17 protein-coding genes and 1 pseudogene are annotated in these 21479 nt (G+C 73.5%); 12 read left to right on the top strand and 6 right to left on the bottom strand.

Annotation, left to right across the window (positions count from 1 at the left end):
• Positions 1-8: 8 nt before the first annotated feature.
• Positions 9-203 carry a hypothetical protein gene (locus AB0E67_RS14870; protein ID WP_362025896.1) on the bottom strand — a complete coding sequence of 65 codons (195 nt, stop codon included), beginning with the start codon at positions 201-203 and terminating at the stop codon, positions 9-11.
• 132 nt (positions 204-335) lie between these two features.
• On the opposite strand from AB0E67_RS14870, the gene AB0E67_RS14865 reads away from it, so the two are divergent.
• Positions 336-1091 (top strand): IclR family transcriptional regulator, encoded by a 756-nt coding sequence (locus AB0E67_RS14865; protein ID WP_362025893.1) that lies wholly within the window; start codon positions 336-338, stop codon positions 1089-1091.
• An 83-nt stretch (positions 1092-1174) separates the two neighbouring features.
• Here AB0E67_RS14865 and AB0E67_RS14860 read toward each other — a convergent pair whose 3' ends face one another.
• Together AB0E67_RS14860 and AB0E67_RS14855 are read right to left on the bottom strand one after the other, a co-directional pair.
• Entirely contained in the window at positions 1175-1681 is a 507-nt protein-coding gene (locus AB0E67_RS14860; RefSeq protein ID WP_073781438.1) for a MarR family transcriptional regulator, read from the bottom strand.
• Positions 1678-3345 carry an FUSC family protein gene (locus tag AB0E67_RS14855; RefSeq protein WP_362026449.1) on the bottom strand — a complete coding sequence of 556 codons (1668 nt, stop codon included), beginning with the start codon at positions 3343-3345 and terminating at the stop codon, positions 1678-1680. The genes AB0E67_RS14860 and AB0E67_RS14855 overlap by 4 nt, the downstream gene beginning before the upstream one ends.
• A gap of 291 nt (positions 3346-3636) precedes the next feature.
• On the opposite strand from AB0E67_RS14855, the gene AB0E67_RS14850 reads away from it, so the two are divergent.
• The 5 genes and pseudogenes from AB0E67_RS14850 to AB0E67_RS14830 all read left to right on the top strand — a co-directional run bounded on the left by AB0E67_RS14850 (position 3637) and on the right by AB0E67_RS14830 (position 8906).
• Positions 3637-4404, top strand: coding sequence for a VOC family protein (locus AB0E67_RS14850; protein WP_362025890.1), 768 nt, complete (start codon positions 3637-3639; stop codon positions 4402-4404).
• Positions 4405-4622: 218 nt separating this feature from the next.
• Entirely contained in the window at positions 4623-5999 is a 1377-nt protein-coding gene (gene pcaB / locus AB0E67_RS14845) for a 3-carboxy-cis,cis-muconate cycloisomerase (protein ID WP_362025887.1), read from the top strand.
• A gap of 230 nt (positions 6000-6229) precedes the next feature.
• Complete coding sequence (locus AB0E67_RS14840; protein ID WP_362026446.1) at positions 6230-6733, top strand: DUF3105 domain-containing protein; 504 nt, start codon at positions 6230-6232, stop codon at positions 6731-6733.
• A pseudogene (locus AB0E67_RS14835) lies at positions 6730-7371 on the top strand (DUF305 domain-containing protein). The gene AB0E67_RS14840 and the pseudogene AB0E67_RS14835 overlap by 4 nt, the downstream one beginning before the upstream one ends.
• Positions 7372-7664: 293 nt before the next feature.
• The gene (locus AB0E67_RS14830) at positions 7665-8906 is read left to right on the top strand and encodes an ROK family protein (RefSeq protein WP_362025884.1); all 1242 of its coding nucleotides are present in this window, start codon (positions 7665-7667) and stop codon (positions 8904-8906) included.
• A 70-nt stretch (positions 8907-8976) separates the two neighbouring features.
• On the opposite strand, the gene xylA is transcribed toward AB0E67_RS14830, so the two are convergent.
• Complete coding sequence (gene xylA / locus AB0E67_RS14825) at positions 8977-10149, bottom strand: xylose isomerase (protein WP_362025881.1); 1173 nt, start codon at positions 10147-10149, stop codon at positions 8977-8979.
• 309 nt (positions 10150-10458) lie between these two features.
• Here xylA and xylB point away from each other — a divergent pair, with 309 nt between their 5' ends.
• The 5 genes from xylB to AB0E67_RS14800 all read left to right on the top strand — a co-directional run bounded on the left by xylB (position 10459) and on the right by AB0E67_RS14800 (position 16685).
• On the top strand, positions 10459-11949 hold the full coding sequence (gene xylB / locus AB0E67_RS14820; protein WP_362025878.1) for a xylulokinase: 1491 nt from the start codon (positions 10459-10461) through the stop codon (positions 11947-11949).
• A 200-nt stretch (positions 11950-12149) separates the two neighbouring features.
• On the top strand, positions 12150-13427 hold the full coding sequence (locus AB0E67_RS14815) for a VWA domain-containing protein (RefSeq protein WP_362025875.1): 1278 nt from the start codon (positions 12150-12152) through the stop codon (positions 13425-13427).
• Positions 13427-14275: a hypothetical protein gene (locus tag AB0E67_RS14810; protein WP_362025873.1), complete on the top strand. Its 849-nt coding sequence runs from the start codon at positions 13427-13429 to the stop codon at positions 14273-14275. Before AB0E67_RS14815 ends, AB0E67_RS14810 begins: the two co-directional genes overlap by 1 nt.
• Before the next feature lie 336 nt (positions 14276-14611).
• Complete coding sequence (locus tag AB0E67_RS14805; RefSeq protein WP_362025870.1) at positions 14612-15979, top strand: cytochrome P450; 1368 nt, start codon at positions 14612-14614, stop codon at positions 15977-15979.
• A gap of 160 nt (positions 15980-16139) precedes the next feature.
• The gene (locus AB0E67_RS14800; RefSeq protein WP_362025867.1) at positions 16140-16685 is read left to right on the top strand and encodes a DUF4232 domain-containing protein; all 546 of its coding nucleotides are present in this window, start codon (positions 16140-16142) and stop codon (positions 16683-16685) included.
• 106 nt (positions 16686-16791) lie between these two features.
• On the opposite strand, the gene AB0E67_RS14795 is transcribed toward AB0E67_RS14800, so the two are convergent.
• A complete protein-coding gene (locus tag AB0E67_RS14795) occupies positions 16792-18054 on the bottom strand; it encodes a cytochrome P450 (protein WP_362025865.1) in 1263 nt (420 codons plus the stop codon).
• Positions 18051-19364, bottom strand: coding sequence for a cytochrome P450 (locus tag AB0E67_RS14790; protein WP_362025862.1), 1314 nt, complete (start codon positions 19362-19364; stop codon positions 18051-18053). Before AB0E67_RS14790 ends, AB0E67_RS14795 begins: the two co-directional genes overlap by 4 nt.
• 795 nt (positions 19365-20159) lie before the next feature.
• Between AB0E67_RS14790 and AB0E67_RS14785 the strand changes: the two genes are divergently transcribed.
• Entirely contained in the window at positions 20160-21479 is a 1320-nt protein-coding gene (locus AB0E67_RS14785; RefSeq protein WP_362025859.1) for a hypothetical protein, read from the top strand.

Here is a 21479-nt window from a genome sequence, read left to right as displayed (position 1 = left end):
AGCGCGGCTTAGTACGCCGCGCTGTGCCGGAGGCCCCGTCGGGCACCGGCCATCAGGTCGGCCGGAACGACATCCCGCAGGCCGCCGCGGTCCTCACCACCGTCCGCGGCCCCGACCGGGGTGCGCCCGGGCGGCGCGAGCGCCCGGCGGAACGCGAACTTCACCCCTATGGGCCAGCCGGACCCGCCGACGACCTCGTACACGAAGGCGGTACGCCGGCCGCACCGCACCCGCGCCCGGCCCGGCGACGAACCCGCACCCGGACCGGAACCCGCGTCCGGGCACAGGACGGCGCGGGACGGCAGAACAGAGCAGAACAGGAGAACGGATACGCCATGGAGCGGACACGGCGCTACACGATCGAATCGCTGGACACCGGGCTACGGCTCATACAGCTGTTCCTCGCCCACGACCGGCTGACCGTCTCGGAAGCGGCCGCGCTGCTCTCCGTCGGCCGGTCGACCGCCCATCGGGTGCTCAGCACCCTGGAGGGCCGCGGTTTCGCGGTACGGGACTCCTCGGGGCGCGGCTACACGGCCGGGCCCGAACTGGTCCGGCTCGGCCTCCCGGCCGGTTTCGGCGCGGCGGCCCGACGACGGCTCGGGGCCGTGCTGGACGACGCGGCCCGGCGTACCGGCGAGACGGTGCAGAGCGCGGCGCTGATCGGGGACCAGATCATCGTCACGGACGGGCGCGAGTCGCCGCATCCGGTACGAGCGACGCTGGAGCTGGGCCGAACCCGCCCCGCGCACGCCACCGCGGGCGGCAAGCTGCTGCTCTCGTCGCTGACGGAGGAACAGGTGCGAGCCCTGTACCCCGGGGAGGAGTTGCCGGGATACACGTCCGCGACGCTCACCACTCGGTCCGCGCTGCTCGCGGAACTCGCCCTCGTCCGTTCCCGGGGATACGCCGTCAGCCGCGGGGAGTCGGTCCCGGGGCTGCACACCGTGGCCGTCCCGCTGGCCGGGTCGAGCCAGCGGGACCGGCTCGCGCTGGTGGCGTCGGGGCCCGCCGACCGGGGCGAGGACGGGGCCCTGCTGCACCGGGCCGAGGAACTGCGCCGGTCCGTCGTACTGCTGGACGCGACCTGACGCCGTCGGCCGAGGCACCGGACCCCCCTCAGCCCTCACCCCCCTCTCCCCGGCTCCCGGCTCCCGGCTCCCGGCTCCCGGTCTCAGCGTCGGCCGCCGCCGATGCGCCCCTCCAGCTGCACCAGCAACTCGCTGAGCTGGGCGCTGAGTCGGGCGCGGGACTGCTCGTCGAGACCCGACAGCACCGAGCGCTCGTACGCCAACTGCCGCGGCAGCAACCGGTCGACGAGCGCACAGCCCTCCTCGGTCAGGCGGACATGGGCGACGCGGCGGTCGCGTTCGTCGCCGCGCCGGTCGACCAGTCCGCGTTCCTGCAGGACACGCAGCCTCTTGGTGACGGCGGCACCGGAGGAGAACGTCTCCCTGGCCAGCTCCCCGGGGGTCAGCTCATGGTCCGTACGGCGCAGGGCACCGAGCACGTCGAACTCGGCACGGGTCAGTCCGGCGGCGCGCAGCGGAGCGTCCTCCGCCTGCTGGAGCAGGGCCGCACAGCGGTTGATGCGGCCGATGAGTTCCATGGGTCCGGTGTCCAGCTCCGGGTTGACGGCCTGCCACTGCCGTACCACCGAGGCGACGATGTCGTCGGTCACACCGCTCCGTTCTCCTGGGCCGGGGCGATCAGCCCCCGCCGTGTCGCTGTAGCCGCGAGCGTACGGTGTCCCGCCTGCTCGGCCGCGAGGACCTGCTCCTGCGGCAGGGCGCGCTGCCACCACTCGCCGGCCGCCGCGTCGTCGGCCTCGCGCAGTTCGACGAGCGATCCGGTGAGCCGGCGGCGCGCGGCGTCGAGGGCGGCGGGGGTGGGCTGCGGGGCGGCGAGCGCGTGGACGGCGTGGGCCCGGGCCCGGTGTGTGTCGGCCAGGGCCTGCTCCAGGCGCCCGGTGGCCCGGCGGTTGGTGACCGCCATGGCTCCGAGCAGACCCATGGCGGCGCCGATCACGGTGTCGAGCACCCGGTCGCCGATCAGTTCGCGGGCCGGGTACGTTCCGCCGAACTCCATGACCAGCAGGGCCATCGGCGTGACGGCGACGGAGCCCAGCCAGTAGTTGCGGGTGATCAGGGCCTCCGCCGCGAAGTTGAAGAACAGGCAGCAGCCGATCAGGGCGAGGGGCGACACCCGGCTGAGCGGCAGGACGGCCGCGAACACGAGGACGCCCAGCAGATTGCCGAGGGTGCGCTGGAGTGCGCGGTTCCAGGACAGCGACACATTGGCCTGGTAGAGGGCGGCGGCGGTGACGATCGCCCAGTACGGGCGGCCGACGCCGGCCGCCTGGGAGACGTATCCGGCCAGGGCGCAGCCCACGAGCGCGCGAACGCCGATGGGCAGCAGCGGGGAGCCCGGGGCGAGCCTGCGCAGCAGGGCGCGCCGGGCCTCGTGGCGCCCTCCGGCGCGGCGGGCGGCCCGCTCGGCGTCGATGCCGAACAGCTCCTCGGACGTGCCGGGGGCCGGGGGCGGCACGGGAACCGGCCCCCGGCCCCGGGTCTGGCGCGCCCAGGCGCGGAGCCGGTCGGGGCCGGGTGTAGCGGGGGCGGCCGGGCCGCCGCCCGGGAGTCCCCCGGCGAGGGCGGCCTCGGCATGGACGACGAGGCGTTCGAGCGCCCGGCGTGCGGGGGTGGGGCGTCCGGAGGCGAGGAGCGACTGCCAGGCGCCGTGCACGGCGGCGACAGCGGCGTGCCGGGTCCGATGGCCGGGGTGGTCGGCGTACGCCGCGGCGGCGTCGAGGGCGCGGGCGGTCGCCCGGCGTTCCGGACCCTCCCTGCGGATCAGCGCGGGCGCGAGCGTCACCAGCCAGGAGCCCACTCCCGCGGCCAGCACCAGCGCGAGATGGCCGGGCACCTGACCGAGGCGCTGCGGCCCGAAGAGCGCGGCCGACGTGACGAAGGTGAAGATCACCGGCCCGGGCGGACCGATGCGGGTGGCGTCGCAGAGGATCTTCTGCACGGCCGCGAGCAGTGCGCCCACCGCGATCAGCACGGCGGTGGACCCGGTGAGCGAGGCCGCGACCAGGGAGACCGCCATGCCGATGACCATCGCGAGCACGACGCCCGCGACCGCCCGGGCGCGGCGGGCGTACGGCAGGTTGTGCCCGTACAGCGCGCAGAGCGAACCGGCCATCGTGTACATCACGAGGTCCAGTCGGCCGACGGCGAACAACGTCAGGTTCGGCACCGCCGAGGCGACGACCACGCTCGTCGCCGGTTTGAACCACATGTCCGAGGGGCGGACGAGGCGCAGCGGCGCCACCAGCGGGAACATGCGCACGGAAGGCCGCGCGGATCGGGTGGGCGCATTACTCACCCAAATACTTTAGCAGGTATTACACCCGTAAAACACTTCCTCTCCGCGGCCCGGGCACCAACGCCGGGCGCCGGTGGTCGCCCTCCCCATAAGGTCATAACGTTCGACTGCGCGGGGCCGGAGAGAGGGCCGGACGCGGGTCCTGGTCGGGCCGTCGCGCGTCCACTCGCCTTCGCGTCCCACCGCACCCGTCCACGCGTCCCGGCCGCCCCGTGCTCCCGCCGCCACGCGTCCACAAGGAGGAATGCGATGAAGCCGACCGGACCGGTGCCCGGTGGCCCCTGCTGGGTCGAGCTGAGCACGTCCGACGTCCCCGCCGCCAAGTCGTTCTACTCGGCGGTCCTCGGCTGGCGCTCCGAGACCGATCCCCGCCCGGAGGCGGGCGGTTACACCGTGGCCCATCTGGGGGACGCGCGCGTGGCCGCCCTCAGCCCCACCTACCAGCCGGAGCAGCCGACCGCCTGGACCGTCTCGTTCGCCACCGGGGACACGGACGCCGCCGTCGAACAGGTGAAGTCGGCGGGCGGTTCGCTCCTGGTGGGCCCACTGGACGTGTTCGACGAGGGACGGTTCGCGGTGGTCGCGGACCCGTCCGGGGCGGTCTTCTCCCTGTGGCAGGCGCGCGCCTTCGCGGGCTTCGAGCGACTGAACGCCCCCGGCGCGCTGGGCTGGGTCGAACTCATCACCCATGAGGCCGAACCGGCGCTGGCCTTCTACCCGGAGGTCCTCGGATGGGCGGTGAACACCGCTTCGGAGAAGAATCCGCGGTGGAGCCTGGCCGGGAAGGACTTCGGAGGTCTGGTGGTCATGGACGACGCGTTCGCCGCCTACCGGTCGGCCAACTGGCTGCCGTACTTCGGGGTGGCGGACGTGGACACGGCGGCGGCCACCGCCCAGGGGGCGGGCGGCGAGCTGCTGGCGCCGCCCACGAGCGTTCGGGAGGGGCCGCGGACCGCGGTGGTCCGTGACCCGCAGGGCGCGGCCTTCGGCATCCACGGGACGGGCGACGAGAGCTGAGCACCACCCTGCGGGACGCGGTCCGGCGGGTCTCCCGTCCCAGGGCGTGATTCGAGAGTCCCGTCCGCCCCGAGGCCGAACGGGACTCTCGAAGCACACCCTGAGCCGCTACCGCCGCGCGCCGCTTCCTCCTTCGGTGTCCGATGGAAGCTCCTCCATCGGCGTCCGGTTGGCTTCGGCGCGCCGCATCGGTGACGAACGGTCTTCCTGGAGTTCAGTTGACGTACGAGAACGATGCCGGACTGCTCGCCCCCGAAAGGGCCGGCTCCCCCGTCGAGGCGGCCACCGGTGACGGCGCCTTCCTGCGGGCGATGCTCGACGCGGAGGCGGCCCTCACCCGCGCCCAGGCCGTCTGCGGGCTCGCGCCCGTCGAGGCCGGGCGTGCGGTGACGGCCGCGGCCGAGGCGAGCCGTTTCGACGTACGGGACCTGGCGCTGCGCGCCCGCGCGGCCGGCAATCCGGTCGTCCCGCTGATCTCCGATCTGGTCGCGGCGGTCGAGCCGCAGGCCCGGCCGTACGTGCACCGGGGTGCGGGCAGCCAGGACATCCTGGACACGGCCGCCATGCTCGTCGCCGCGCGGACCCTGGCGGGGCTGCTCGACGATCTGGCGCGGGCCGCGGACGCGGTGGCGCGGCTCGCCGTCGCGCACCGCAACACTCCGATGGCCGGCCGCACCCTCACCCAGCACGCCGTGCCGATCACCTTCGGGCTGAAGGCGGCGGGGTGGCGCGCGCTGATCCTGGACGCCCGGGACCGGCTGTCGGCCGTGAGGGAATCGCTGCCCGTACAACTCGGTGGCGCGGCGGGAACGCTGGCCGCGTTCGACGTCCTCGCACCGCGGGAGGACGGGGACGACGCGGCTCTCGACGGCCACGGCCCCGGCATGCCGCTGCTCCAGGCGTTCGCGAGCGAGCTCGGTCTGGCCGAACCGCTGCTGCCGTGGCACAGCCTGCGCACCCCGGTCGCCGACCTGGCGGGCGCGCTCGCCTTCACCGCGGGCGCCCTCGGCAAGATGGCCGCCGACGTGCTCACCCTGTCCCGCACCGAGATCGGCGAGGTGGCCGAGGGACACGGCGGCGACTCGTCCACGATGCCGCACAAGGCGAACCCCGTACGGGCCACGCTGATCGCGGCGGCCGCCCGACGCGCACCGGGTCTCGCGGCGACGCTGTACGGATCGCTGGCCGCCGGGGACGAACGGCCGGCCGGGGCCTGGCACGCCGAGTGGGAGCCGCTGCGCGAGCTGCTGAGGCTCGTCGGCGGGGCCGCGCACGGTGCCGCCGAACTCGCCGGGGGACTGCGCGTCGTCCCGTACGCCATGCGGGAGAACCTCCAGCTCACCGACGGGCTGATCGTCTCGGAGCGGCTGGCCGCCGTGTTCGCCGGCCGCATCGGCCGCGAGCGGGCCAGGGAGGTGCTGGTGAACGCCGCCGCGCGGGCCCGCGCGGAGACCACGGATCTGGCCGATGTCCTCGCCGACGTCCTGGACGAGGAGCCGGAGCTCACCGGTCTCGACCTGGCCGAGCTCACGGAACCCGCCCGGTACACCGGCTGCGCCGGCCCGCTCACCGACCGGGCGCTCGACCGGGGGTGAGCACCGCCCGTCCCTGACGCGCGGGAGGCGTGCGCCCGGTCACCGGCGCACGGGAGCGCGAACGACCCGGTCGCCGGCGCGCACGGGCGGCTCGCGCCCGGTCACCGGCGCTCCAAGCGCGCATACGGCGCTCGGCACGCGGGGGACTCCCATCCGGGATCCGCCTGACCCGCCCGTCATTGAAAATTCACACACCCTACGATGCGAGGATGAACAGACCGAGCCGACCGATGCACCGACGAGGGCCGAGTACGCCCGTGTCGGTGGAGCTGGGCTGGCTGGAGGTCAGGGCCACCCCCGTCCAGGGCGAGCGGACCTGGGGCCGGCTCTCCCAGAACCACGTCGGAACCAAGGTCTCCTACCCGATGAACCCGCCGGTCGGAGGCGACCACGACCCGGTGTGGATGAACTGCGACGCGGACGTCTGCATCGAGCCGATACCGAAGGGGAACGCCGTCCACTCCCTGGAGCACGGCGCGGTCCGGGTGACGTACACGAAGAAGGCGGACCCGGACGACGTGAAGAAGCTCGGCGAACGCGTCAAGGCGACGCCGTACTCCCTGATGAGCCCCGTCGAGGACCAGGCCGCCCCGCTCGTCCTCAGCGCGTGGGGCAAGCAGGTGACGGTGAAGAGCTCCACCGACGCGCGGGTGGAGCAGTTCTTCACCAAGTACCTGCAGGGGCCGCAGACCCCGGAGCCGGGCGCCGCGTGCACGGGCGGGGTCGCCCGATGACGTCCTCGCCGCGTTCCTCGCGCACCCTGGCGGTGGCGGGCGGCGCGGTGCTGCTGGTGGCGTTGGGGCTCGTCGCGCCGATGCTCGCCGGACGCTCCTCCTGGGACTCCGCCGAGCCACCGGCCGCGCCCGCGGAGACGTAGGCCGACGTCGGTTTCGCCCGGGACATGTCCATCCACCACCAGCAGGCGGTCGAGATGTCGTTCATCGTGCGGGACCGGACGTCCGACGTGGAGGTGCGCCGGCTCGCGTACGACATCATCGACACCCAGGCCAATCAGCGCGGCATGATGCTCGGCTGGCTGGAGATGTGCGGCCGGCCGAAGTCGTCCGGGGCTCCTCCCATGACGTGGATGGGGCACACCTTCACGCCCAGGGGCGACGGTTCGCTGATGCCGGGCATGGCCACCGACACCGAACTCGACGCGCTGCACAAGGCCGAGGACCGGGACGCCGAGGCGCTGTATCTGAAGCTGATGACGGCACATCACCGCTCGGGGGCGGAGATGGCACGGGCGGCGGCCGACGCGGCCGGCACCGAGGAGATCAAGAACCTGGCGGCGGGCATGGTCCGGGGCCAGCAGTCGGAGATCGGGCTCATGACGGACATGCTCAAGGAGCGTGGCGCGACGGCCTGAGCGCCGGGTCCTGCCGCACACACCGGTCGCCCGGCCGCTCACGCGGGCGCGCGCCGGTGCGTGCGGGCGCGCAGGCGGTGCGAGCGGCGGATCGGGTGTCCCCGCACGCTCGCGGTTCGCCCGTTTCCCGTACGCACCTCGCCTGTCCCCCCATCGGGCCACTCGCCTCCCCGTACGCGAGGCACTCGTCCGCCCGTACGCGGGCGCCTCTGTCCCGGACCCGGGTCGCCCGTCTCGCCGTACGCGGATGGCGCCACTTTTCGTACAAGGGATCGCATAGGCTCGGCCCCGATATGAAGCGCAACCTCGCACCGCTGGGGCCGAAGGCCGACCAGGACACCGTGCGCCGGAGCAACCTCAGCCTGGTGCTGCGGGCCGTCCGTGACGAGGGCGAGGCGACGAGGGCCGGGGTCGCCGCCCGGGTGGGACTGACCCGCGCGGCCGTGTCCTCGCTCGTCGAACAGCTCCTCGGCCTCGGGTTCCTGACCGAGTACGGCAAGACGTTCAGCGGGCAGGCGGGGCGCCCCGGCACCGCGCTCGGGGTGGCCCGCACGGGACCGGCCGGGCTCGGGGTGGAGGTCAACATCGACTACGTGTCGGTGTGCGTCGTGGACCTGGCGGGCACCGACCGGGTACGCCTCACCGAGCACCTGGACAACCGCGGCGCGCCCCCCGCGCAGGTGCTGGCGCGGGCGGCCGGAATCGCCGCACGCGCCCTGGAGTCGGCGCACGAGCAGGGGCTGTCCCCGGTCGGGGCCACGCTCGCCCTGCCCGGCCTGGTCTCCGGCGGCACGGTGCGTCAGGCACCCAACCTGGGCTGGAACCGGGTCCCGGCCGAGGAACTCTTCGCCGTCTCGCTCGCCGACCGGCGGCCCGGGCACGGAGCACTGCCGGTGTCCTCGGAGAACGAGGCCAATCTGGCCGCCCTCGCCGAGTTGTGGTTCGGCTCGCCGGGCACGGTCCGAAGTTTCCTTCATGTGACGGGCGAGATCGGCGTCGGCGGCGCCCTGGTGGTCGACGGTGAACTCCTGCGCGGGGCCCACGGGTTCGCCGGGGAGATCGGGCACGTGGTGGTGGACGCGGCGGGCCCGGAGTGCCGGTGCGGCTCGCGCGGCTGTCTGGAACGGTACGCGGGGCAGGCAGCGCTGCTGCGGGCCGCGGGCGTCGAGGAGCCCGGTGCCGGAGCCGGGGTCGCCGAACTGGAACGGCGCGCGCGGGCCGGTGACGGCCGGTCGGTGGCCGCGGTCACGGAGGCCGGGCGGATGCTGGGGCGGGTGCTGTCGGGGGCGGTGAACCTGCTCGACCCGGACGCGGTGGTGCTCGGCGGAATCTACCGGGGCCTGATGCCGTGGCTGTCCCCGCCCGTGGCCGAGGAGCTGTCCGCGCGGGTGGTGTCCGGGCTCTGGTCCCCGGAGAACGGGCGGCTGCGCGCCGCGTCCGTGGCGGGCGACGCGGCGCGGGGCGCGGCGGCCCAGGTGACGGCGAAGGTGCTCGCCGACCCGGTGGCGTACGCCGGGGACCGGACCACCGGCTGACCGGCGCGGCGCGCACCTCGCACGCGCCCCGCGCGCCTGCCGGGCAGGACCCGCCCGCGGCGACGGGCGGTCAGCGGACGCCGAGCAGGTGGTCCATGGCCAGCTGGTCCAGTACCTCGAAGGCCATGCCGCGTTCCGCCGCCGCGTCGACGTCGAACTCCTCGAACGCCGACCGGTCGGCCAGCAGCCCGGACAGCCCGTCGGCGGCGGTCGGGCGGGCCAGTTCGTCGAGCCGGGACGCGCGCAGCGCTTCCCGCACGGCGGGGTCGGCGCGGAAGGCGGCGGCGCGTTCCCTGAGGATCAGGTAGTTGCGCATGCAGCCCGCGGCCGAGGCCCAGACGCCCTCGTGGTCCTCGGTCCGCGGCGGCTTGAAGTCGAAGTGCCGCGGACCTTCGTAGCCGGCCGTCTCCAGCAGGTCGACGAGCCAGAACGCCTGACGCAGGTCGCCCGCACCGAACCGCAGGTCCTGGTCGTACTTGATGCCGGACTGCCCGTTCAGGTCGATGTGGAAGAGCTTGCCCGCCCAGAGGGCCTGCGCGATGCCGTGCGGGAAGTTCAGCCCGGCCATCTGCTCGTGCCCGGTCTCCGGGTTCACGCCGACCAGCTCCGGGCGTTCGAGGCGCTCGATGAAGGCGAGGGCGTGTCCGACGGTCGGCAGCAGGATGTCGCCGCGCGGTTCGTTGGGCTTGGGCTCGATGGCGAATCGCAGATCGTACCCCTGCTCGGTCACGTGGTCGCCGAGCAGGTCGAAGGCTTCCTTCATGCGGTCGAGGGCGACCCGGACGTCCTTGGCCGCGCCGGACTCCGCGCCCTCGCGGCCTCCCCAGGCGACATAGGTGGTGGCGCCGAGTTCGACGGCCAGGTCGATGTTGCGCAGGGTCTTGCGCAGCGCGTAGCGGCGTACGTCCCGGTCGTTGGCGGTGAACGCGCCGTCCTTGAACACCGGGTGGGTGAAGAGGTTCGTCGTCGCCATGGGCACGACGAGCCCGGCCGCGTCCAGCGCCTGCCGGAACCGCTTCACGATCCTCTCGCGCTCGCCGTCCGTCGCACCGGGCGGGACGAGATCGTCGTCGTGGAACGTCACACCGTACGCGCCGAGTTCCGCGAGGTGCCGTACGGATTCGACCGGGTCGAGCGCGGCGCGGGTCGCGTCGCCGAAGGGGTCACGTCCCTGCCAGCCCACCGTCCAGAGGCCGAAGGTGAACCTGTCCGCGGGAGTGGGCGTGAAGCGTTCCGTCGTCATCGTCTGGCCGCCTTCGGTGCCGTCGGGTCCCGGAACCGGGACGGGGCCGGATACCGGGGCCCGCCCGGATATTTGTTTACGCAGATGACCAATCATGCACCCGCGGCCCCTGCGCCGTAACCCCGCCGCACTCCCTCACTTCTCCGCGCGTCCGCGAGGTGTTCACGGACCGGCGCGGACCCGGCTCTTTGTTTTGTTCTCCTCACGGTCGAAAATGTCCGACGCATGCGTCACTCGCCGCATGGCACGAATCGACCGCCCCCCGCGGCACGGCCTCCGCACCGCGCGGGAGCAGGAAGGAGACGGGCCGTGCATTCGCGTGCCGTCGTCATCGGCGTGGACAGCTCCACCCAGTCGACCAAGGCCGTCCTCGTCGACGCCGACACCGGCCGACCGCTCGCCGTCGGCCGCGCACCGCACGTGGTCTCCGGGGAGGCAGGGGCCCGCGAGAGCGACCCCGAGACGTGGTGGCGGGCCTTGCGCGACGCGGTCGCCGCGGGGCTGGCGGACTCCGGTGTGCCCGCCTCCGACGTGACGGGCATCGCGGTGTGCGGGCAGCAGCACGGGCTGGTCGTCCTCGACCGGACGGGGCGTCCGCTCCGTCCGGCGATGCTCTGGAACGACACCCGCTCCGCCCCGCAGGCCGCCGCCCTCACGGCGGCGCTGGGCGGCCCCGACGCCTGGGCGCTGCGGACCGGCTCGGCCCCCGTGGCCTCGGTCACCGCATCGAAATGGCGCTGGCTGCGGGAGAACGAGCCACGCACCGCCGACGCGACGGCCGCCGTACGCCTCCCCCATGACTTCCTCACCGAGCGCCTCACGGGCATCGCCGCCACCGACCCTGGAGACGCCTCGGGCACCGGCTGGTACTCCACCGCCACCGGCGCGTACGACTCCGGGCTTCTCCAACTGATCGGCCTGGAAGCCGCGTTGCTGCCGGAGGTGGCCGGGACGGGAGCGACACGTATCGGCCCGCTGACCGCCGGCGCGGCCGACGCCCTGGGCCTGCCCGCCGGGATCGCCGTGGCCGCGGGCACCGGGGACAACATGGGTGCCGCGGTGGGTCTCGGCCTCGGCGGCACCGGGCTGCTGGACCACCCGGTGCTCAGCCTCGGCACCTCGGGCACGGTCTTCGCCGCCTCCCGGTCGCGGCCGGTGTCGAAGGCCCTGTCGGGGTTCGCCGCGACGGACGGCACGTACCTTCCGCTGGCCTGCACCCTCAACTGCACGCTCGCCGTCGACAAGGTCGCGGTCCTGCTGGGCCTGGACCGTGAGGACGCGACGCCGGGCGGCGAGACGGTGCTGCTCCCCTACCTCGACGGCGAGCGCACACCCGACCTGCCCGTCGCCTCCGGCCTGCTCACCGGGCTCCGGCACGACACCACCCCGGGCCAGCTCCTCGGGGCCGCCTACGAGGGAGCGGTCGTCACCGTGCTGCGCGCCCTGGACGAACTCCTGCGGGCCTGCGGCCTCGACCCGGCCGCCCCCGAGGTGGCCGCCCGGCCGCTGCGCCTGATCGGCGGCGGCGCCCGGGGGCGCACGTGGGTGGAGACGGTACGACGGCTCTCCGGGCGGCCGCTGATCGTGCCCGCCCCGGGCGAACCGGTGGCGCTGGGCGCGGCGGCGCTGGCCGCGGCCGCGGCGACGGACGAGGACCCGGTCGCGATCGCCACCGCCTGGGGCGCGGGCGACGGGGCCCGACTGCCCGCCGTCCGGCGGGACTCGGTCACCTGGGAGCGGGTGGAGTCGGTCCTGGAGCGGGCGGCACGCCCCCTCCTGGGCGGGTCCCTTCCCTCGTAGCCCCGTCGGCAGCGCGGACACCGACCACGCGTGGCGGACGACAGGTCACCCGTCGCCGAGTGCGTGCGACCCACCGGTTCACCGCAGGTCGCACGGCCACTGACCGCATGTCACTCGTCCCCGGAAGCACGGAAGAAGGGAGCCTCCACCGCCTCCGCACCGGTTTGGGGAAGCGAAGCAATCTTCAATAGTATCCGGCGATGATCATAAGAAGAAGGCTCACGGTCGGGGTGGGCATCCTGCTCACCACCCTGACCGCCGGGCTCGGTTCGGCGCTCCCCGCCGCGGCCGACGAAACCCCAACCAAGGCTCCCCCCAAGGTCGAGCTGGTACTCGACGTCAGCGGTTCGATGCGGACCCGGGACATCGACGGCCAGTCCCGCATGGCCGCGGCGAAGCAGGCGTTCAACGAGGTCCTGGACGCGGTGCCCGAGCAGGTGGAGCTCGGCATCCGGACGCTCGGCGCCAACTACCCGGGCGACGACCGGAAGGTCGGCTGCAAGGACACCAGGCAGCTCTACCCGGTCGGCCCGCTGGACCGCACCGAGGCGAAGACCGCGGTGGCCACGCTGGCCCCCACGGGCTGGACCCCGATCGGCCCGGCCCTGCTGGGCGCCGCCGACGACCTCAAGGGCGGCGACACCACCCGGCGGATCGTGCTGATCACGGACGGCGAGGACACCTGCGGTCCGCTGGACCCGTGCGAGGTGGCGCGCGACATCGCGGCACGCGGCATCCACCTGGTCGTCGACACCCTGGGCCTGGTGCCGAACGCGAAGATCCGCGAGCAGCTGACCTGCATCGCCGAGGCCACCGGCGGCACCTACACCGCCGTCCAGCACGCCGATGAACTGTCCGGCCGCGTCAAGCAGTTGGTGGACCGTGCGGCCGAACCCGTCGTCACTCCGGTGGCGACCGAGGGCGCGAACAGCTGCTCCGGGGCGCCCCAGCTCAAGGCGGGTCTGTACACCGACCGCGAGAAGATCGGCGAGCACCGCTGGTACCGGGTGGACGTCCTGCCCGGCCAGGAACTGCGCGCCTCGGTCAGTGTCTCGGCCGACCGTGCCGTGAACAACGACTACGGCGTGCTGCTGAGAGCGGTGACCGTGCACGGGCGGGAGATCGTCCGTGGCTCGGAGTCCGGCACCGGCCGCACCGACGCGATCTCCTCCGGCCTGCGCTACCCGAAGCCGGAGCAGGACGACACGGACAGCGGCGACAAGCCCGCCGCGGAGACCGTGTGCCTCCAGGTCAGCAACTCCTTCTCGGTCCCGGCCTCGGTGAAGACCGAACCGGGCATGCCGGTCGAGCTGACCGTGGACCTGGTGGACGCCCCTGACGACGCGTCCGACGTCGCCGCGTTCGGTCTCGGCCACGGCTGGTGGCTGCTGGGCGTCCTGGTCCTCACCGGACTGGTCGCGGGACTGCTGACGGGCCGGCTCTCGCGCTGGCGCATCGCCATCTGGAGGACCAACTGATGAGGCGGACGACTCGTGCACTCGCGGGTGCGCTGCTGACCGGACTCGCCCTGCTGACATCGGCGGGGGCCGCCACGGCCGACGACCCGTCGGCGGACCCGAGCCCGAGTTCCTCGGACGGCGCTCCCGGCCCCACGGAGGCCGGCACCACCTTCCGCACGGCGACGGCGATCCAGCAGGACCAGCGGGCCACCGCCGAGGCGTCCACGGGTGACTACCTGTACTGGGTGTTCCCCGCCGACGCCGGGCAGCGGGCCACGGTGAAGGCGAAGATCACCCTGCCGGAGAGCGCCGCCCGGCACGGCACGTCGACCTGGCAGCTGGACGTGTACGACGGGCTGCGGCGCCGCCAGGCGTGCATGTACGGCCGCCAGACCGGGAAGGCGGCGGCCGACGCGTCGTCGGTCGAGCTGACCTGCGTGCTGCGGACCGTTCGCGCCTGGTCCGAGCCATGGGCCAACGACCCGTTGCCGGGCAGCTATTACGTACGCCTCACGGTCGTCGACCTTCCCTCGGCGGACCTGGGTCTCCCGATCCGGGCCGAGGTCGAGGCCGGCTCGGTCGACCGGGGCGGCGCGGCGGACGTGGACGGCACGCTGGCCGAACCGCTGGTCCCCGGCGCGTCCTCGGTCGAGCAGGTGTCGGACTCCTCGGCCACCGACGGCGACGACGGAAAGGCCAGGGTCTCGCTCGGCAGCGAGCCCGAGGACGGCTGGGCCTCCGGCTGGTGGACCAACCGCTGGCTGTGGACCGTCGGCGGCGGTGTCCTGGGAGCGCTCGCCGCCGTCTTCGGCTACTCCCTCACCCGCGGCACCGGCCGCCCGTCCCGGGTCCCGCCGGGCGTCTGACGCGACGTCGCACCGGGGGACCGAGCCGCGTCACCGGCCGGTCCCACGTCCGGGCCGGCCGGACCGTACCCCCGGCGGGCCCCGGGCCCGCGGCCCGCCGGGCGGGACCGAGAACCGCTCCCGCCCGGCGACACCCGCACCGGCGCCGCTTCCCATGCCCGGGCGCCGCTCCCCCGCCCACGGCACACAGCTCACGGATCACGGCTCGGCATCGACAACTCCCCTTCCATCCAAGGAAGATGACGAGGTGCGTGTCGTGCGGTAATCCTGATGTCACGCCGTCGCGCACCGGTCGAGGTGCGTCACACGGAGCGGAACGAGGGAGCGGAGACCTTCATGTCCACGGAGACCGGCCCGGCCGTCGGCACCGAACCACGGGGCCACACGATCGCACCCGGCCCGAAGGGGCTGCCGTTCCTCGGAAACCTGTCGCAGTTCAGCAAGGACCCGCTCGCCTTCTTCGAGCGGCTGCGCGGCCACGGAGACATGGTCGCCTGGCGGTTCGGCCCCAACTCCAGTCTGTACATCGCCGATCCGGCATGCATCGGAGAACTGCTGACCGAGACGGAACGCTCCTTCGACCAGCCCGCGCTCGGCATCGCCTTCCGCACCGTGATGGGCAACGGCGTGGTGGTCGCCCGGGGCGCCGACTGGCGGCGCAAGCGCTCGCTGGTCCAGCCTTCCGTGCGCCCCAAGCAGGTGCGTTCGTACGCGGCGACGATGGCGGGCAGCACGGTGGAGGTGGCCGACGCCTGGTCCGACGGTCAACGCGTCGACATCAAGCGCGAGATGGCGGCGCTCACGCAGCGGATCGCGGTCCGCACGATCTTCGGTGTCGACACCGCGGCCGACGCCGAAGCGATGGGCCGGGCGATGGACGTGGCCCAACAGGAGATCGGCAGGGAATTCGCCGGGATCGGCGCGCTGCTGCCCGACTGGGTGCCGACACCGGGACGGGCGAGGATCAGGAAGGCCGCCGCGGTGATCGACGCCGAGGTGGCCCGGGTCGTCGCCCGCCACCGCGACGGCGGGAGCGACCGTCCCGACCTGCTCAGCCGACTGCTGACGGCGGTCGACGAGACCGGAGCGCACCTCACGGACCAGGAGGTGCGCGACGAGACGGTCACGCTCTACATCGGAGGGCACGAGACGACCAGTTCGACCCTGGTGTGGGCCTGGTACCTGCTGTCCCGCAATCCGCGGGCGCGTACCGCGCTGGCCGAGGAGCTGGACCGGGTGCTCGACGGCCGGGAGCCGGAGTTCGACGACTACGCCCGACTGACGTACACCCGATCGGTCGTCAAGGAGACCCTGCGCCTCTACCCGACGATCTGGCTGGTCACGGGCGTCGCCAAGGCGGGGGCGAGGATCGGCGGCGTACCGATTCCGCAGGGCACCCGGGTATGGACCAGCCAGTGGGCCACCCACCGCGACGCGCGCTGGTTCCCCGAGCCGGAGGAGTTCCGGCCCGAGCGCTGGGACCCGGAGAGCGGTGACGACATCGCGGAGTACGCCTGGTTCCCGTTCGGCGGTGGCCCGCGGGTCTGCCTGGGCACACGGTTCGCGATGGTCGAGGCGGTGCTGGTGCTGGCCGTGCTGGCACGCCGCTTCCACCTGGAGGTGGATCCCGGCGTCATCGACCCCGTGCCGTCGCTGACCCTGCAGCCGGACCGCGAGGTGATGGCCACGGTCCGGGCGCGCTGAGAACCGCCCCGGCCCGCCCCGACTCGGATCCGTCGAGGCCACTTGCCCCCGTTCTGTCGCGGAGGCCGGGCGGCACCGGCCACACTGGCCCTGGCGACCGCGCAGGCCGCCGGGCCGCCCGGCCGTATCCGCAGGCCACCGATCCCACGGGAGAAACACCATGCGTCTTCGCTCCGCTCTCGTCTCCGCCCTCACCATCGGTGCCGTCGGTGCCGCCCTGGCGTCGACGGCCACCGCGGCACCGACCACGGCCGCCACCGCACCGGACGGCACCACGAGCCGGCAGTCCGTCTGCCCGGAGAAGGACCTCGAAGTGCGGGCCGAGCCCGGCGCCCGCCGAAACGTCGTCCGTCTCGACGTCGTCAACCGCGGCGACCGGACCTGCGTGGTGGACCGGATCCCGACGGTCACGTTCAGCGGCCTGGACGGTTCCGCCCAGCCCGTTCCGCCCTCCGAGAGCGGCCCCTACGCGCTCGCCCGGGGCGAGCGGGCGTACGCGGCGATGCGCACGGCGGACCCGAGGGCCGTGGAGGGGCACGTCGTCCGGAGCCTGTCCGTGGCGGCCGACCCCTCCCACCGGGGCGTCACGTTCTCCGCGTCCGTGGTGGGCATGCCCGACGGGATCCACGTGTGGGAGCCGGTGACCACGCTGTGGCAGCGGTCGCGCGCCGCGGCCGACCGTGCCCTGGCGGACGCGACGGACTGACGTACGGCGCCGGGCCCCTCCCGCCCGACGGACGGCGACGGACCGGCGTACGGGGGGCGGCCCCGCACGCCTACCGGCCCGTGCCGTCCTCAGCCTCCGGCCCGTTTCAGCCGTGCGGCAGGACCGGGAACGCCTCCATGTCGTTCTGCGTCATCACCGGCAGCTTGCGGATCTCGTGGTCCGGGACGGCCGCCCTCAGCCCTGGGAAGCGCGCGAACAACGCGGGCAGCGCGATGCCCGCCTCCACCCGGGAGAGTGCCGCCCCCGGACAGATGTGGGGACCGTGCCCGAAGGCCATGTGACGGATCGGGGTCGGCCGGGTGATGTCGAAGTCGTCGGCGTCCGGCCCGTGCTGCTCGGTGTCGCGGCCGACGGCACGGTACGAGACGACCACGCCCTCGCCCTTCGCGATCATCACGTCACCCACCGGGATGTCCTCGGTGGCGAACCGCATCAGGAGGTGGGTGGTCGGGGTGTCCCAGCGCAGCGACTCCTCGATCACCGTCTCCCACGCGATCTCGCCGTCGAGGACCCTCCGGAGCTGGTCGGGGTGGGTGAGCAGCGCACGTACGGAGTTCAGGATCAGCCCGATGGTGGTCTCGTGCCCGGCGGCCACCATCGCCTTGAGGTTGCCGATCACCTCCTCCTCGGTGAGCGGCTCCCCTCCCTCGTCGGCGAGGATCAGCGCGCTGGTGAGATCGTCGGTGGGCCGGGCGGTCCGCTCCCGCACGAGGGCGGCGTAGAACTCGTCCAACTCGGCCAGCAGCGCCAGGCGTTCCTCGTGCGGTGTGAGCATGGAGAAGAACGCCTTGTACCGTCGCAGCAGCATGGGGTGCTCGGATTCGTCGACCCCCATCAGCATGCCGACCACCCGCATCGGCAACGGCTGCGCGTACACGGCCTTGAGATCGACGACGCCGTCGGCACTCCGTTCGGCGTGCTCGGCCAGGGAGTCGAGCAGCTCCTCGGTGAACCGCTCGATCTGCGGACGTATCTCCTCCAGCCGACGCGGCGTGAGTGCCTGGGAGGTCTTGGCGCGCAGTCGTCGGTGTTCGGCCCCGTCCACGGTGAACATGGAGCGTCCGGCGTCGATCATGCCGATCAGCGGCCAGGCGCGGGTGACCTCTCCGCTGCGCCAGAGCTCCCAGGCACCGATGTCCTTCACCAGACGCGGGTCGACGAGCAGTTGACGTGCCAGGCCGTGCCGGGTGACGGTCCAGGCCGGCACCCCGAGCAGCTCGATGCGGGCGAGCGGCCCGGCGGCGCGCAGCCGCGCCGTCTCGCCGTCGAGGTCCTGGACCAACGGATCGATGACGACGGTCCCGTCGCTCGAGGCGGCTCCATGGGCGGCGGTGTACGGACAGCTCACGCGAGGTCTCCTGTCGGGCGTACGGCGGTGAACCGGACGGGCAGTGCGGTCATGCCACGCAGGAAGGCGGACCGCCGCCGGACGAGTTCCCGCTCCGGGACGGACAGCGCCAGATCGGGCAGGCGGTCGAGCAGCACCTCGATGCCGGTGCGGGCGATGGTCTCCGCGATCTCCTGGGCGGGGAAGGGGCAGCGGTATTCGCCGTGGCTGAAGGCCAGATGCGCGCTGTTGCCGCGCCGGCCCGACGGTCCGGCCGCGGTCGGGAGGTGCTGACGGATGTGCGGATCGGCGTTGGCGGCGCCCAGACCGAGCAGCACCATGTCCCCGGCCCGGATGTTCCGGCCGCCCAGCCAGGTGTCGCGGGACGCCCAGCGGCCGGCGAGGATCTGTGTCGGGCACTCCTCCCACAGCACCTCGTTCATGGCCTCGGCGACGCTGTGCCGTCCGCCGGTGAGCGCCACGGCGAACTGGTCGTCGGTGAGCATCAGCCGCAGCGAGTTGCCGATCCAGTCGGCGGTGGTGAGGTGTCCGGCGGCGGTGACGGCCATCAGGTCGAGCACGTACTCCTCGTCGGTGAAGTCACCCCCGTACGCCAGCATCCGGGACGTCACGTCGGGTCCGGGTGCGGCCCGCCGGGCCTCCAGCAGCCGGCGCATGTGCTCGCCGAACCGCAGATGGGCCTCCTGGGCGCCGGGGCCGCCGTCCGCGAGGTCGCGCAGCACCTCGGCGATCCGCGGGCCGTCGGCGTCGGGGAAGCCGACCAGACGGGCGAGGACGAGCACGGGCAGCGGCACGGCGAACTCGCTGATCAGGTCCGCCGTCCCCCGGTGGCAGAACCCGTCGATGATCCGGTCGGCCAGCTCCTCGCAGTCCCCGCGGAGCCGGAACTGCTCGACCTCCTCCAGGACCCGTCCGACCATGAGGGCGTGACGACGGTGCTCGGCCCCGGCCGTGAAGTAGACCGACGGCATCGGCCGGCCGACCATGGGTAACAGCGGCCAGTCGTCCGGGACGCGCCCCCACTGGTTCCACAGCCCGACGTCCCTCGGGAACAGCTCGCCGTCGCTGGTGACCTGGTGGAGTTCCCGGTACCCGATGACCAGCCAGGCGGGGAATCCCCCGGGCAGCTCCACGGGGACCACCGGTCCGTGTTCGTTCCGCATGGTGCGGTACAGGACCCTGGGATCGGTGTGGAAGTCGGGTCCGCCGAGCGGGACGGCCGACGAAGCGGCGCGCCCCGGGCAGCCCCCTCCGGGGGTCGCCGGGGCCTCGGTCGGACGGTCGGGCACGGCGGATGCGGGCGTCGTCATCGTACGGACTCTCCTGTGACGAGGGCTGCGCTCGTTGCGGTGGTCGGCTGATCAACGCGGCTTCACTATAGGGAGATTCAGTGATCCTTTCGGCGTCGATCACGACTGTTGTCACCACATGAACGATCGCCGGAGACCGATACTGACTGATGGCTGACCGAAAAGGGACGGACGGCCCGTCCGCCGGTCGGCCGTCGGACCACGCGCACCGGTTGACTATCGTGGCCCGACGCGTGAGCGGCCCGGAGCGGACGAGTCGGAGTGGATGAGCGGTGTGCGGATGATCGAGTACGGGCGGACCCGGCGGGTGCGGGTGCCGGTGGGGGACGACGCGGAACGATGGGTCACCCGGGGAGAGTGCCTCCGGGTCCTCGTCGTCGTGCACAACGTGACCGCCGCGACCCGGCTGCTCGACGTGCTCCCCCTGTTCGACGACGACCTGCGAATCCAACTGCTGGCCACCTGTACGGGGTCCTCGGCGTTCATGTCCGGTACGGCGGAGCTGCTGGCCGAGACGGGAGTACCCGTCCTTCCCTGGGAGCAGGCGGTCGAGACACGGGTGGACCTGGCCGTCTCCGCCAGCTTCGGTGGTCAACTGGACGTATTTTCGGGCCGGTTGGCTGTCCTCTCGCACGGTGTCGGCTACACTAAAAGGCTCGCAACACCGGACACCGGACACCGGACACCGGACACCGGACACCGGACACCGGACACGGGTCGGGCCGGGCCGCGCCCGTCTTCGGCCTCGCGCCGGAGTGGCTGCTCTGCGGAGGCACACCGATCGCGGACGCCCTCGTGCTCTCCCATCCCGAGCAGTACGAGCGCCTGCGTCTCGCCTGCCCGGAGGCCGCGCCGACGGCCGCCCTCGCCGGTGACCCCTGCTTCGACCGGATACTGGCCGCACGGCCGCTTCGCGAGCGCTTCCGCCGCGCGCTGGGGGTGCGGCCGGGTCAGCGGCTCGTGCTGCTCAACTCGACCTGGAACTCGGAGTCGTTGTTCGGCGACGGCGGGGACGGCGGTGATGTGGTCGCGGCACTGCTGGACCGGGTCGCCGCCGAGTTCCCCGTCGACGAATACCGGTTCGCGGCCGTACTGCACCCCAACATCTGGCACGGCCACGGCCCCGGCCAGGTCCGTTCCTGGCTGGATCGCGCACGGCGCTCCGGCCTCTCGCTGATCGACCCGCTGAACGGGTGGCGGCAGGCCCTGCTGGCCGCCGACGCCGTGATCGGGGACCACGGTTCCGTGACCTTCTACGCGGCCGCGCTCGGCACCCCGGTGCTGCTGGGGGCGGCGCCGCTCGACTCCCTGGATCCGGACGCGCCGATCTCCACGTTCATGCGGGAGGCTCCGAAGCTCGATCCCGGCACGTCGCTCGTCGCCCAGATCGAAGGGCTTCTCGCCGGTCACCGGCCGCTGACCGGGCCCGCGGAATTCACCACGTCCGTCCCGGGCGAGTCCGCGGCCCGGCTGCGCCGGCTGTTCTACTCGATGATGGGAGCGCCGGAGCCCGATCGCCCGGCCTCGTTGAAGCCCCTGCCGTTGCCGGACCACGAACCGGGGACGGTGACCGTTCCGCTGCACGTACGGACGTGGGTGCTCGGGCCCGGGGAGGTCGCGGTCTGCCGCCGGGCGGATCCGCGCCCGGCGGCAGACCCCGGCCGGGGCGGAGAACTCCACATCGCGCTGCACGAGGACACCCGGGACGTGGACCACCTGGACCTGGCCGATGTCGTGTTCCGGGACGGAACGCCCGACGACCCGCGCTTCGGCTCCCCGGCGGTCTGGACCGCCGAGGTGCTCCGCCGCCATCGGAACTGCTCCGTCGCGGCCCATGTGACCGGGCCATCCGCCTGCGTGGTGCGCGTGCGGGGCGAGGAGCCGCTCCTGCTGTCGGCCGACCCGGGGGCCGACGCGGCGGACGCACCCGGCGCGGATCCCGCCGCGTACGCCTCCGCCCTGTACGCCTGGCTGGCGTCGTACGTCCCCGACGCGCCTCCGCCCGCGGAGCGGCTCGCCCGGGTGACGGACGCCGGGCTCCGCGTACGGACGGGGGACCGGCTGCACCGGGTACGGATCGCACCTCTGACGCCACCCGCGCGGCAGGACCGGTGA

This window comes from Streptomyces sp. NPDC032161 (genome assembly GCF_040636995.1).
Taxonomy (GTDB): domain Bacteria; phylum Actinomycetota; class Actinomycetes; order Streptomycetales; family Streptomycetaceae; genus Streptomyces.
The sequence above is the reverse complement of the archived record's forward strand: the minus strand, read 5'-3'. Positions and strand labels throughout refer to the sequence as shown.

Bases quoted from the DNA above. Each gene is read 5' to 3' on its own strand.
- AB0E67_RS14865 (WP_362025893.1), top strand. From the start codon at position 336: ATGGAGCGGACACGGCGCTACACGATCGAATCGCTGGACACCGGGCTA.
- AB0E67_RS14855 (WP_362026449.1), bottom strand. From the start codon at position 3,345: ATGTTCCCGCTGGTGGCGCCGCTGCGCCTCGTCCGCCCCTCGGACATG.
- AB0E67_RS14850 (WP_362025890.1), top strand. From the start codon at position 3,637: ATGAAGCCGACCGGACCGGTGCCCGGTGGCCCCTGCTGGGTCGAGCTG.
- AB0E67_RS14840 (WP_362026446.1), top strand. From the start codon at position 6,230: ATGCACCGACGAGGGCCGAGTACGCCCGTGTCGGTGGAGCTGGGCTGG.
- AB0E67_RS14830 (WP_362025884.1), top strand. From the start codon at position 7,665: ATGAAGCGCAACCTCGCACCGCTGGGGCCGAAGGCCGACCAGGACACC.
- xylA (WP_362025881.1), bottom strand. From the start codon at position 10,149: ATGACGACGGAACGCTTCACGCCCACTCCCGCGGACAGGTTCACCTTC.
- AB0E67_RS14815 (WP_362025875.1), top strand. From the start codon at position 12,150: ATGATCATAAGAAGAAGGCTCACGGTCGGGGTGGGCATCCTGCTCACC.
- AB0E67_RS14810 (WP_362025873.1), top strand. From the start codon at position 13,427: ATGAGGCGGACGACTCGTGCACTCGCGGGTGCGCTGCTGACCGGACTC.
- AB0E67_RS14805 (WP_362025870.1), top strand. From the start codon at position 14,612: ATGTCCACGGAGACCGGCCCGGCCGTCGGCACCGAACCACGGGGCCAC.
- AB0E67_RS14800 (WP_362025867.1), top strand. From the start codon at position 16,140: ATGCGTCTTCGCTCCGCTCTCGTCTCCGCCCTCACCATCGGTGCCGTC.
- AB0E67_RS14790 (WP_362025862.1), bottom strand. From the start codon at position 19,364: ATGACGACGCCCGCATCCGCCGTGCCCGACCGTCCGACCGAGGCCCCG.